Source organism: Mucilaginibacter sp. P2_A4, assembly GCF_056405015.1.
Genome location: NZ_JBFUCX010000012.1, coordinates 84,052 through 97,752, shown reverse-complemented (window position 1 = coordinate 97,752; position 13,701 = coordinate 84,052). Strand labels below are relative to the sequence as shown.

The 13,701-nt window shown below is 41.6% G+C and carries 11 protein-coding genes; 8 read left to right on the top strand and 3 right to left on the bottom strand.

Annotated elements, in window-relative coordinates:
- The first annotated feature begins 2 nt into the window (after positions 1–2).
- From AC1DYB_RS21320 to AC1DYB_RS21290, 7 genes are all read left to right on the top strand, one after another.
- Positions 3–1,724, top strand: coding sequence for a M23 family metallopeptidase (locus tag AC1DYB_RS21320; protein WP_477437819.1), 1,722 nt, complete (start codon positions 3–5; stop codon positions 1,722–1,724).
- An 11-nt stretch (positions 1,725–1,735) separates the two neighbouring features.
- Entirely contained in the window at positions 1,736–2,197 is a 462-nt protein-coding gene (bcp, locus tag AC1DYB_RS21315; protein WP_477437817.1) for a thioredoxin-dependent thiol peroxidase, read from the top strand.
- Positions 2,198–2,254: 57 nt separating this feature from the next.
- Complete coding sequence (locus AC1DYB_RS21310) at positions 2,255–3,100, top strand: transketolase (RefSeq protein ID WP_477437815.1); 846 nt, start codon at positions 2,255–2,257, stop codon at positions 3,098–3,100.
- Between the two features lie 100 nt (positions 3,101–3,200).
- Positions 3,201–4,166 carry a transketolase family protein gene (locus AC1DYB_RS21305; protein ID WP_295720924.1) on the top strand — a complete coding sequence of 322 codons (966 nt, stop codon included), beginning with the start codon at positions 3,201–3,203 and terminating at the stop codon, positions 4,164–4,166.
- Between the two features lie 27 nt (positions 4,167–4,193).
- On the top strand, positions 4,194–4,748 hold the full coding sequence (locus AC1DYB_RS21300) for an RNA polymerase sigma factor (protein ID WP_295720923.1): 555 nt from the start codon (positions 4,194–4,196) through the stop codon (positions 4,746–4,748).
- A gap of 72 nt (positions 4,749–4,820) precedes the next feature.
- Positions 4,821–5,747 carry a hypothetical protein gene (locus AC1DYB_RS21295; protein ID WP_477437813.1) on the top strand — a complete coding sequence of 309 codons (927 nt, stop codon included), beginning with the start codon at positions 4,821–4,823 and terminating at the stop codon, positions 5,745–5,747.
- Positions 5,748–5,760: 13 nt separating this feature from the next.
- Positions 5,761–6,240, top strand: coding sequence for a hypothetical protein (locus AC1DYB_RS21290; RefSeq protein ID WP_295720921.1), 480 nt, complete (start codon positions 5,761–5,763; stop codon positions 6,238–6,240).
- On the opposite strand, the gene AC1DYB_RS21285 is transcribed toward AC1DYB_RS21290, so the two are convergent.
- Positions 6,241–9,006, bottom strand: coding sequence for a response regulator (locus tag AC1DYB_RS21285; protein ID WP_477437811.1), 2,766 nt, complete (start codon positions 9,004–9,006; stop codon positions 6,241–6,243). It lies immediately after the preceding gene.
- 257 nt (positions 9,007–9,263) lie between these two features.
- Here AC1DYB_RS21285 and AC1DYB_RS21280 point away from each other — a divergent pair, with 257 nt between their 5' ends.
- On the top strand, positions 9,264–10,454 hold the full coding sequence (locus AC1DYB_RS21280) for an aspartate aminotransferase family protein (RefSeq protein WP_477437809.1): 1,191 nt from the start codon (positions 9,264–9,266) through the stop codon (positions 10,452–10,454).
- Between the two features lie 288 nt (positions 10,455–10,742).
- Here the strand turns inward: AC1DYB_RS21280 and AC1DYB_RS21275 are convergent, their stop codons facing one another.
- Both AC1DYB_RS21275 and AC1DYB_RS21270 read right to left on the bottom strand, forming a co-directional pair.
- Entirely contained in the window at positions 10,743–12,443 is a 1,701-nt protein-coding gene (locus AC1DYB_RS21275) for a M3 family oligoendopeptidase (RefSeq protein WP_477437807.1), read from the bottom strand.
- A 188-nt stretch (positions 12,444–12,631) separates the two neighbouring features.
- Positions 12,632–13,564, bottom strand: a complete 933-nt coding sequence (locus tag AC1DYB_RS21270) for an NAD-dependent epimerase/dehydratase family protein (RefSeq protein WP_477437805.1) — start codon at positions 13,562–13,564, stop codon at positions 12,632–12,634.
- Positions 13,565–13,701 lie beyond the last annotated feature (137 nt).

The window sequence follows — 13,701 nt, the reverse complement described above, 5'->3', positions numbered from 1 at the left end:
GCATGATTAAAAAAAGAATTATTGTTATCTGCGCGCTGTGCACCGGTTTTTATTTGAATTTGCAGGCGCAAACTACCACCATACAAAGCAGGCCCTATCCTCAAAATTATTTCCGGTACCCGCTCGATCTTCGGCCGCCTACAACGGCAGGTTCATTTGGCGAGTTAAGGCCTGCACATTTTCACTCCGGACTTGATTTTAAAACCAACCAGCGTACAGGTTACCCGGTGTATGCCGTAAATGACGGCTATATTTCAAGGGTACGGGTACAGTTTGGCGGCTTTGGGCGGGCTATTTACATTACCCACCCCAATGGTTATACCACGGTATATGGTCACTTGCAAAGCTTTACCCCGGCGGTTGCCGCGTTGGTAAAAGCTTACCAATATGAGCATCAAACCTTTGAGGCCGACTTTAAATTATTACCCACACAGGTACCCGTTTGTAAGGATGAAGTAGTGGCCATATCGGGCAATGCGGGGGCATCGGCCGGGCCGCATGTGCATTTCGAGATCAGGGATACACAAACCGAAGAAACTATAAACCCGCAGCTTTTTGGCTTAACTATTCCGGATAAGATTCCGCCCAGTATTAGCTCCATCGGGATTTATCATCTTAACGGCAACCCGTTTAGTGAAAAAACACAGCGTGAGTTTATGGCAGTTAACGGTGCCGCGGGTAATTATCATTTAGTAAAACCCCAGGTGTTACATTTAAGTGGCAATATCGGTTTTGGTATCAATGCTACTGATATGAACAGCACATCCGTAAATCACAATGGCATCTACTCCGTTGAGCTGAAACTTGATGGCCAAACGGTATACACCTTTGCAGTTGAACGTTTCGCGTTTGATCAAACCCATGCCATTAATGCTTATATTGATTACCCGGCTTTTACTTCATCGCACCGGTGGATGCAGAAATGCTTTATTATGCCGGGCAGCCATATTTCGCTTTATCCGCAATCTATTAACAGGGGCATCATTACCTTTAATGATAATGCAATGCATGATGTTGAATATGTTGTAAAAGATGTAGCCGGCAATACTTCATCATTAAAATTAAAGGTACAGGCAAGTCCGTTTACAGCAACTGCCAATAAAATAGAGGGCACTTTGTTTCACTACGATAAAAAAAGCGAATTCAGTACCGATAAGGTGAAGGTTACCGTAATGCCCGGCAATTTATATGACGATCTGGATTTTATCTACTCTAATTCAGCAAAACCTGTTGGCGCATACTCCTCTGTACACCATATTCATAACCACTTAACACCTGTTCATGACAATTATGAGCTGTGGATAAAACCCGAGGTTGACCTGGGTAAATATGCTGATAAAGCAGTTATTGTAAGCACCGCGGGCTTTTGCCAGGGTGGTTATTACCAGGATGGCTGGGTAAAATCGCAATTGAGCACCTTTGGCGATTTTTATATTAAAGTGGATACCGTTCCACCGGTGATCCATCCATTAAATATCAAAAACGGAAGTAATATGAAAATGGCCCGCAGTATTAATTTCAGGATGAGCGATAACCTCTCGGGCATAAAAAGTTACATCGGAACCATTGATAATAAATGGGTTTTAATGGAACTGGATTATAAAACTAAAATTCTAAGTTATACCTTTAACGGCGATATTACGCCGGGCAAGCACACTTTTAAGCTTACCCTTGCAGATAACAAGAACAATTTTGCAGATTTTACCGCAGATTTTTACCGATAATACTCAAAACTATGTCAACATTAAAAGAAGGCGATAAAGCCCCGGATTTTACAGCAAAAGACCAGAACGGAAACACCGTTTCGCTGTCTGATTATAAAGGCAAAAACGTAATACTTTACTTTTATCCTAAAGATGATACCCCCGGCTGTACAGCGGAGTCATGTGATTTTAGGGATAATTACCAATCATTGCTAAGCAAAGGTTACGAGGTGATTGGTGTAAGTACCGATGATGAAAAATCACATAAAAAGTTCGAAACCAAATATAGCCTGCCCTTTACCCTCATAGCTGATAACGAAAAGGAAATTGTTGAAGCTTATGGCGTTTGGGTAGAAAAAAACATGTACGGCAAACAATACATGGGCACCGCCCGCACTACCTTTATTATTAATGGCGATGGAATCATTGTGCATTTAATTAGTAAGGTTGATACCAAGAACTCCTCACAACAAGTGCTTGAGTTAGTAAAATAAGTGTTAAAAGAACAATAAATATTTTTTACTTTAGCCGATCAGTTTCCTAAATTTATAATGAAATCAACTATTAAAGACTTAGAAAAAATCGCGTCACAAATCAGGCGCGACATTGTACGTATGGTACATGGTTGTCAATCTGGCCACCCTGGTGGTTCATTAGGTTGTACCGAGTATTTTACCGCCCTGTATTTTGAGGCGATGAACCACGATCCTGAATTTAACATGGATGGCATTGGCGAAGATCTTTTCTTTTTATCAAACGGTCACATTTCGCCGGTGTTTTACAGCACTTTGGCCCATGCCGGCTATTATGATAAAGCAGAACTGGCTACCTTCCGTAAGCTTAATTCGCGCTTACAGGGTCACCCTACAACACATGAGCACTTACCGGGTGTACGTATTGCTTCAGGATCATTAGGCCAGGGATTATCTGTGGCTATTGGCGCTGCTTTGTCTAAAAAGCTTAATGGTGATAAAAGCCTGGTTTATACGCTGCACGGTGATGGCGAGCTACAGGAAGGACAAATTTGGGAAGCAGCGATGTTTGCGCCGCACAATCAGGTAGATAACCTGATCTCAACCATTGATGTAAACGGACAACAGATTGATGGGCCAACAAAACTTGTTTTATCACTTGGCGATTTACACGCCAAATGGGAAGCTTTTGGCTGGGATGTTTTGGAAATGAAAGGTAACGATATGGCCGATGTAGTTAAAACGCTAAAACTTGCTAAAAGCCGCAGCGGGCAAGGTAAACCTATCATGATATTAATGCATACCGAAATGGGTTATGGAGTTGACTTTATGGTTGGCAGTCACAAATGGCATGGCGTTGCTCCAAATGATGAGCAATTGAAATTGGCCTTGGCTCAACTGGAAGAAACCCTGGGCGACTATTAAGCCCCGCCCCCTTAGAGGGGGAGCGAAAATAAATAACTATCATTAACTACAATTAATCAAAGTAGCCCTCTCTTTTGGAGAGGGTTGAGTGAGGCCTCTCATGAAAAAATATACTTACACAGATAAAAAAGATACCCGCTCGGGCTTTGGCGCCGGGTTGCTGGAAGCCGGCAGAAAAAACGACCAGGTAGTGGCACTTTGCGCCGACCTTATTGGGTCGTTAAAAATGAATGATTTTATTAAGGAATTTCCTGATCGCTTTGTACAGGTAGGTATTGCCGAAGCAAATATGATGTGTATTGCAGCAGGTATGACCATTGGTGGTAAAATACCTTTTACAGGTACTTTCGCTAACTTTTCAACCGGCAGGGTTTACGATCAGATCCGCCAGTCGATAGCTTACTCTAACAAAAATGTTAAAGTTTGCGCATCACACGCTGGCTTAACTTTAGGCGAGGATGGAGCAACACACCAGATATTAGAAGATATCGGCCTGATGAAAATGTTGCCTGGGATGACTGTTATCAACACTTGCGATTACAATCAAACCAAGGCCGCCACTATGGCCATTGCGGAATATGAAGGTCCGGTTTACCTTCGTTTTGGTCGCCCGGTGGTACCTATTTTTACAGATCCAGATCAAAAGTTTGAGATCGGAAAAGCATGGATGGTAAATGAAGGTGCCGATGTTAGTATATTTGCAACCGGTCACCTGGTATGGCAGGCTATTTTAGCAGGTGAAATACTTGCAGAGCAAGGCATTGATGCCGAGATTATTAATATTCATACCATTAAGCCTTTGGATGCAGAAGCTGTATTAAAATCAGTAGCAAAAACAGGTTGTGTGGTTACTGCCGAAGAGCATAACCGTTTAGGTGGATTGGGCGATAGTATAGCACAGGTTTTAGCTACACATACCCCGGCCCCGCAGGAATACATTGCTGTAAATGACAGCTTTGGTGAAAGCGGAACGCCCGAGCAGCTGATGACCAAATACGGCCTTGATGCAGAGCATATTGTGCTTGCCGTGAAAAAGGTTATCGAAAGAAAAAACAAAAATGCTTAATTAGCATTTAACTATAAAAATTATAAAATGTCGGTGCAGGTTGAAGATATAGAGATTTTAAGCAAGTTCCAGGACGAAAAAACGCGTAACGAAGCATTTAACCTGTTGCTTAAAAAGTACCAGCAAAAAATTTACTGGCACGTTCGCCGTATGGTTATTGACCATGATGATGCGGATGATCTTGTACAGGATGTTTTTATTAAAGTTTGGAAAAATCTGTTGGGTTTTAGAAACGATGCGCAACTTTATACCTGGATGTACCGCATAGCATCCAACGAATGCATTACTTTTTTGAATAAGAAAAAGCAAAAAAATAATGTTTCGTTGGATGATGTTGCCTATGAACTGGCTGATACACTGGCCGATTCGAGCTATTTTAACGGCGACGCGGCACAACGCAAATTGCAGGAAGCACTGTTAACGCTGCCCGAAAAACAGAAACTCGTGTTCAATATGAAATATTATGAGGATATGAAGTATGAAGAGATTTCGGCAGTGTTGGGTACAAGTGTAGGTGCTTTAAAGGCATCTTTTCACCTGGCTGTTAAAAAAATAGAGGCATATTTAATCTCTAAAGATTAATTCAGAATTAATTCAGATTTACGTTAAACCTTTTAGCACTTTGTTCATCTATAGTTATGTATGAAAAGCGATATGGACAATAGGGAATGGCTGGATGATTATACGTCACTTAAACAGATCAACACAAATGATCCGTTTACTGTGCCGGCTGGCTATTTTGATGAATTAGCGCAGCACATAACATCACGCATCAGGTTAGAAGAGTTAAAAAGCTCATCTGCAGGGTTTACCGTGCCTGGAAATTACTTTGAACAATTAAGCAGCAATATACAAAGCCGTATAAATGTTGAATCGGCTTTGGGTACCGGGAACTCCGGTTTTACTACTCCTCCCAATTTTTTTGAGGAGCAGGCAAGCAATATCCAAAGCAGAATTGCCATTGAGCAATACGTGAATAATGAAGCTGAAGGCTTTGATGTTCCTGAAAATTATTTTGAGGAACTGGACAATAACATCCAAAGCAGGATTGCTATTGATGAGCATTTGAATAATCGGGATGAGGGTTTTGCGGTTCCTGAAAATTACTTTGAAGAGTTGAGCAACAACATCCAAAGCAGAATTGCGGTGGGGGAGCTTTTGGAGCATGAGGCAGAAAGCTTTACCGTTCCGGCAAATTATTTTGAGCAGCTTAATCAGAATATTTTAAATAAAACTGTTAACCAGCCAGAGGAAGTTGCCCAGGTGATTAACCTGCAGGTTGCGGTTCAAAAGAGGGGCATTGTTCGTAAAATGTTTGCTTCGGCTACCTTTAGGTATGCTACCGCGGCATGTTTTGCTTTGATCCTTGGCATTGGTGTGGTTTTGAAAAGCCCGACGCCTACAGATCATAATCACTCTTTTTTACATGAAGAGTTATCAACAGTGCCTGTAGCCGAAATAAAAAGTTACCTGCAGTTGCATATGGATGCGAGCGATACCCGTACACTGATGGATGGCTCACAAAAAATTAACAGCCAGAATTTGGATGAGGATTTGTCAGATTATATAGATACTAATTAATTAAGGAGCTTTAATGAGTAAGTTGATCAGGCATATTTTTATTTTATTATTTATTATAGCTGCAGGCTTTGAGTCCTATGGGCAGGCCAATAGCCTGGTTCCGGCTAAGCCTAATGTTACGCGTACAAAAAAATCAGGCATGGGTGCCAAGCTTGAGGCTGCACGCAATAATTTTATCAGCAAACAGCTTGATCTCAGCGATCATGAATCAACTAAATTTTGGCCCCTATACCGTCAATACCAACAGGAATTAACTGCAGTACGCATCTTAAAGCGCTTAAATAATTCCAGTGCATCCTCCAATGGTACGGAGCAAATTGATAAGGAAATTTACTATGAAAGCCAACTTGTGGCTATACGTAAACGCTACCGCGATTCTTTTTCAAAAATACTCCCACCCGAAAAAGTAAGCAAATTGTATAAAAGCGAGCAAGAGTTTAATGACGAGCTTATTAAACAACTCAGCGAGCGCAGCGAACGGGCCGGTAATTAATTAACCAAACGCCAGTATTTTATTTTCTTTTAGTTTAGCAGATGCTTTTGATAGCGCAAGCAACAAAAGTTCAAGGTTAACCGGTTTTGATATATAATCATCCATCCCGCAGCTTAAGCATTCTTCCTTATCTTCCAACATGGCGTTAGCTGTCATAGCGATAATTACCGGTTGTTTCATGGCAATGCTCCTGATAGATTGTGTAGTTTCAAGACCATCCATTTCTGGCATTTGTATATCCATAAGGATAACATTAAATTCATGAAGTTCAAGCAGGGCAAGTGCTTCAAGGCCATTCAATGCCACCATAGGGTCATAGCCCAATTTGTTTAGTATCCTTACAATCAGCTTTTGATTTATCAGGTTATCCTCGGCAACAAGTATACTTAGTGGGTTTTCGAGAGCAAATTCGGTGTGTAGTACGCTTGGTTTAAACTTTTCCGTTTGCAGTATCCCAGTTTCCTGCTGCAATGCTATTTGAATTACCTTGCATAAGGCTTGTTGTTTCACTGGTTTAGTTAGTATTGAAGCAAATAGATTTGGAAACTTTTTACCGGTTTCATCGCCAATAGAGCTTAGCAGGATAACCGGAAGCAAGGGACTCCTCTTGTTTATAAGCTGAGTAAGTTGTATCCCATCCATTTCGGGCATCTGCATATCAGTTAAAACCAGGTCAAAGCCTCTTTCTTCAAGTAATAGCAAAGCTTCTGCGGCGGTGGAGGCCATAACTGGGACTAGCTTCCACTGCTCCAGTTGCATCTGTAAAATTTTACGGTTGGTAAGGTTATCATCCACTACCAGGATATGTTTACCCTCTTGCCCTGTCATCATATAGGGAGCCTGCAGGCGCACAGTTTTCTTACTGGCTTTTACTTGCATAGTAAAATAAAAAGAGGTGCCTTCATTAATTTTACTAATAATTGAAATTTCACCTCCCATCAGTTCAACCAACCTGGCGCTGATAACCAGGCCCAGGCCAGAGCCGCCATATTTACGTGTTGTTGATGAATCAACCTGGGAAAAAGCATGAAAAAGCCCCGATAATTTATCATCAGGAATACCTATACCCGTATCCCTTATTTCAAACGCAAGTTCAATAAGTTCACCATGCTGGTGGGTTTTATTTAATGTAATCCCCAGGAATACCTCTCCCTGCGTGGTAAACTTAACGGCGTTACCAATAAGGTTAATCAATACCTGTTTCATCCGCATGCCGTCTGCCAGCAATTGCTGCGGAATATCGCCACCAATCTGGTATACCAGATCAAGACCGATACGGGCCGCTTTACCAGAAAACATATCCATCACTTCTTCAATACATTGTCGCAGGTCAAAATCATGCGGATCAAGTTCAAGTTTTCCTGATTCTATTTTTGAAAAATCAAGAATATCATTGATCACATTTAGCAGGGTTTCGCCACTGCTGCGAATAATTTCTACATATTCTGCCTGTTCGGTATTCAAGGGGGTTTCATGTAGTAATGAAGCCATACCCAATACGCCGTTCATGGGGGTCCTAATCTCGTGGCTCATTGTAGCCAGGAATACACTCTTAGCTTTGTTGGCTTTTTCTGCTTCTTCGCGGGCTGCATGTTCTTGTTCCTGCTGCATATTCAAATCTTCATTGAGTACCCTTAACTCTTCTGATTGAACTTGTAGCTCTTCTGATTGTGCCTGGAGTTCCTCAGACTGTACCTGCATTTCTTCATTTAGCTCCTGTAGCTGATCAGATTGAATTTGCAATTGTTCTGTCCGCTGGTTAAGGTTGCTGATATAATCCCGAAGGGTTGTTTTCAGCAGTCCAAAATCCTGGTAAAGCTTTTCAATTTCAATGGTATTTGGCAGAAATTTATTTTCGACCTCCAAATGCCGGATATCCCGAAAATCAGAATAAATAAATGCAGCCATCCGTTTATTCAATTCTTTAATGTCTGTAGTTAAATATTTTGATAATACCCAGCTTAATATCACAATTAACACTAGTGAAAAGGCGGTTATGAAAATGATTATCGTGTTAAATTTTATATTTAAACGGCGAATCTCATAATTGGCAGAATTGTTCATCCGGGCATATTGGTGGTCAAACTTGTCAACCTCTTCCAGGGTTTGCGGAACGATACCTGCATTTTTTTGCACCCCAAGGGTTTCTGCTAAAGAAACGAACTGAGAAAAACAGTTTTGGTAATTGGTTAGCGCCCGGTAGCTATTGGTATTTATTGGAATGTTTTGCAGGGTGTGATTTACCTGTGAAAAAAGCAGTTTTGCAAACTCCATCCTGCCGCGCAGCATATAATCCTTTTCATGGCGCCTCATTTGTAAAATATCAATTTTAGATACCGAAGTGGAATCTTCTATGAAATGAGCATATTGACGCATCTTACCTTCCAGTCCCTCATCCAAAAAACCTTTTTTATAATAAAGCGTTTTGAGTATTCTTCCTAATAATAATGTTTTCCGGCTTATTTTGCTAAGACTGTCAAGCGAAGCACCTACCTTGAGACGGCTTTGAACTGCACTATGTTTTACGCCGGCCAATTCTAAGTTGATCCCGCTTTGCAATGCCAAAAAACGGTCAATATCTTGTTGCCTTCCTGTATGATAAAATGCCGGATCATGAAATCCGGACAGCATAAATTTTTGTAAATAGCCGGCACTTTCCAGATATTTAACCTGGATGGTGTTAATTCGACCGGAAAAAATAGTGATCTGTTTTTTTTGATGATCAATCATCAGGTAGGCCAAAATCCAGATGAGGATTACCAGCATAAAGGAAAAGAAGCTTAAAACGAGCCTGGCCCTAAAGGATCTAAGCAATGAAATATCTTTAAAATGCACGCCTCATCTTACGTAAAGAGTAACAGCCTGGTTGTTAACCCTGTATTAAGGTTTAGGTAAGTTTATTGCCGGACACCTGTTTTTTTGATTTGCTAATTGGCAAATTAAATGGTGTAGTATTAATCAGAATGCTGATTTTTGCAGTGTTATTTAAATTGAAAGTTCTTCAAATCACTTACTAATTAAACATGCCTACTCTTCGCCAGCTTTTTTTAGCTAATAATGCACAAACCACTAATTTCCCGTTGTTGCTTGAGTTTGAACGTGCAGAGGGAATTTATATGTATGATGCGGCAGGCAAAGCTTTTATTGACCTTATCTCGGGCATAGGCGTAAGCAGCCTTGGTCATGGTAATCCACATGTTATCGAAGCTATTAAACAGCAGGTTGATAAATACATGCACCTGATGGTTTATGGCGAATTTGTGCAAACACCGCAGGTACGCTTTGCAGAGAAACTGGTGTCACTACTTCCCGAAAATCTGCAATCAGTATACTTTACTAATTCGGGCGCTGAGGCGGTTGAGGGCGCTTTAAAACTGGCCAAGCGTTTTACCGGCAGGCAACAAATAGTGGCCTGTCATAACTCTTACCATGGCAGTTCGCACGGGGCATTAAGTGTAATGGGGAATGAGGAATTTAAGCAGGCATACAGACCCCTATTACCGGGTATAAATTTTATCCGGTTTAATGTAACTGATGATCTGCCGCTGATAACCGGGGAAACCGCCTGCGTTATTGTTGAGACTATACAAGGGGAGGCCGGCGTCAGGGTGCCTGATTTAGCCTATATGCAGGCTTTACGCAAACGTTGTGATGAAACAGGCACATTGCTTATCATAGATGAGATACAGGCCGCGTTTGGTCGCACAGGTAAGCTTTTTGCTTTTGAACATTTTGGCATTGTACCCGATATATTGTTATTGGCAAAAGCTTTAGGCGGAGGGATGCCTGTTGGCGCTTTTATATCATCAAACCATATCATGGGGGCCTTGAAAGAAAATCCTATTCTGGGGCATATCACTACTTTTGGTGGCCACCCGGTTTGTTGCGCTGCAGGATTGGCGGCTTTAGAAGTATTGATTAATGATGACCTGGTATCGGGCGTAGCCGAAAAGGAAACACAGTTTCGTAAATTGCTGGTTCATCCGGCTATAAAAGAGGTAAGAGGAAAAGGGTTGATGCTGGCCATTGAACTTGAAAACTTTGATCTGAATAAAAAGATCATTGATCGCTGTATTGAGCATGGTGTAATAACCGACTGGTTTTTACATTGCAGCAATTCTATGCGCCTTGCGCCCCCGCTTATTATCAACCCGGCCGAAATTGAAAAATCATGCACGGTGATCATTGAAGCTATAAATTATTACACAAACTAATTTGATGAAAAATGCCAGGCGTTCTGTTTGTTTCAAATAGAACGCCTGGCATTTAAGGCCTTTTCACTTAGAGATTTACTGTGCGTACACGTTTTTTTCCTCTTGTATTAAAAATACGTTGTCATTTCGAACGAGGTACGAGGAGAAATCTTGTACGATATGCAAAGTCAGCTATGCAGGATGTAGAAGATTTCTCTTTCGCTCCTCCGCTCATTCCTCCCCATGCTCTATCGAAATGACATTTTTTTATTAGAAGATGTGCACACAAATAGATAGGGAGTGAAGCTCTTATAATTTATCCATTTCCCGCTTCACAAACTCCGCCAGTTCTTTCACGTAAGCAGCGCTAAAATCAAACTTGATGCCGGCGGTTTCGTAAATTTCTTTGATGGTTTTTGTATAGCCAAGCTTAAGGGCATCCAGGTATTGCTGCAAACCTTTTTCAGGATTTTCTTTATAGTTCTTCCATACTGCAATGGCGCCTAACTGGGCCATGCCATACTCTATATAATAAAATGGCACCTCAAATATGTGGAGCTGTTTTTGCCAAAGATTAGCTTCTGCATCAGGATGCCCGCTCCAATCTACAAAGCCTGAGCCAAATGGCTCATAAATCTCTATCCAGGCAGTTTTACGGTCGGCGTCTGTATGACCGGGGTTGGTATAAATCCAGTGTTGAAACTGATCAACTACGGCTACCCATGGCAGGGTTTTAAGCACATCAATTAATTGATCACGTTTGGCGCGTTTAAGGTCCTCCTCATTATCAAAAAACACATTCCAGTTATCCATCGATATCAACTCCATTGACATAGAAGCCAGTTCGGCCACTTCAGATGGGCAATGTTTAAAATCGTTCAGCTCCAGGTCGGCAGTTAAAAAAGTATGTACCGCGTGACCGCCTTCATGTACCATGGTAGTTAAATCGCGGAAGGTATTGGCCGAGTTCATGAATATGAAAGGCGCGCCAGTTTCTGATAGCGGGTAGTTATAACCACCGGGTGCTTTGCCTTTGCGGCTTTCCACATCAAACAGGTTATTATCTTTCATGATCTCCAACCGCTCGCCCAGGTAACGGTTGATATTGCTAAAGCACTGAATAGATTTTTCTATTAGCTCGTTACCATCATTAAACGGTTTTAAAGCTGGTTTGCCAGATATATCAACATCCATGTCCCATGGCTTTAAAGCTGGCAGGGCAAGGGCATCCTTACGTTTTTCGGCCTGTTCGCGCAGGATGGGTACAATTTCTTTTTCGATAGCTTCATGGAAGGCGTAGCAATCCTGAGGCGTATAATCAAACCTGCCAAGCGCCTGGAACATGTAATCCCTGAAATTCTCAAATCCGGCATTCAAGGCAACTTTATGGCGTAAAGTACGCAGGTGATCAAAAAGAGTATCTAAAGTGTCTTTTTCCTGTAAACGGCGGGCAGTTATTTTTTCCCATACTTCCTGGCGTTTTGCACGGTCGGTACCTTTTAAAAATACTGATGCCTGCTCCAAAGTAAATTCCTTGTCATCAATATGCACCGACATGGCGCCGGTTATTGACTGGTATTTTTGCTGCTCTACCTGGATCTCGGTTTGCACCGGGATATTTTCTTCACGGAAAAGTTCCAATGCCTTTTTTACAGCGCGCAAAAAGATGAAGTATTTTTCCTTATCAAGTTGGTCAACATATGCGCTGGCTACCAGTTTTTTGTTCAAATCGTTGCTATATGGAGCAATTTTAGGCTCAATCTCGGTAGCAAAATACTGGAAGTTTTGTAATAGTTCTTCACTGGTCGTGTCGCAGGTCATGCGGATGTAGCGCCAGGCAAAGTCTTCCTCTAAAGCGGCTTCCAGCTCACTTTTATCGTGCAGCCATTTTTCCAGTTCGTGTACCGAATTGATGGGGCGTGCAAGCAATTCTTTATAAATAGGTTCCAGGGTTTCCCATTTAATATCGAGCGCTGCCGGGATATATGTTCTTGTTTTTTTGTGGATCATTGCTTTGAAGTTCAAATTATAGATGTGCAAATATGCAGATTAGTACCGAAGTTTTTTTGGTCAGAAAGTCAAAAGTATCTGGTCCGAAATTTAACTCAATCGCATATCTTATATCAGAAATCAAAAACGTAAACTCCGGGAGTTGAAAAGCAAACCTCGGATTTTACCGACCCAGTAACTTGCCGTTTTTATGCTTTGGCCTTATACAAGGTTTGGGATAACTCTTTTAATCCGTCCTCATAACTTGTAGGCTTAAAATTAAATGCCTTTTCAAACTTGCTGCTATCAAAAATGTAGTCGTGATTATATTGATAGTACATTTCAACGGTTCCCATTACCACTTTTTGAAACAGGCCAATAAGCCATAGCATGAATTTGCTGATGCGCATAAATTTAGGTTTAACCTGGTAAACCCGGGCTGCAATATCTATAAACTGTTTGCCTGTAATAGCCGGGGCGGTAGGCAGGTGCCATACCTGGTTATCACTATCCGGGTTTTGCCCAAGCAGGAACATGGCTTTCCCTGCATCGGGGATGTAGATAAAATTGTGTTTCTTTTCCGGGTTGCCTATCCATTGGGCTGTTTGCTTTGTTGCATATTTGGTAAGTACCATCATATCAACAAAACTGTTTAAGGAGTCGGTGCCATAAAAATCGGGTGCGCGGGCAATAGTTGCACGGATGTTGCCGGCTTTTACTTCATCCATCAGCATAGTGGCGATACCTGCGCGGGTTTCTCCCTTTGCGCTGTTGGGGTGATAAGGAGTATCCTCTTTCATTGGTCCGTTAACCAGGCCATACATGTAAACATTATCAAAAAATATCAATCGTGCGCCTGTTGCTTTGGTAGCATTTATTACGTTTTGCATCACGACCGGCCATTGTGCTTTCCAGATATCTTTATCGTAAACCAGGCCGGCAACAAGGTAAATTACCGTTGACCTCTGGACTGCTGATAAAACTTCATCGTAATTCAGCAGATCGGCTTTTTGCCAGGTTATGTTTTTGCCCGTAATTTTTACAGGTTTGCGGCTAACCAAACGGATAGTTTCGTTTGTGGTCATCAATTCGCGGGTGAGGGCATTTGCTACGGCTCCGCCGGCTCCTAATATAGTGTGCATAATCTTTTTCGTTTTTGTTACAACAAATGTATGGCATCGTTGAAAGTCAAAACGTTAACAAAAGATAAGAAAAATGGATTTAAGAATCGGTTGGTTCAATTTGGGATTGAAATGTCCGGTTTGGGGTTTAGAATTTG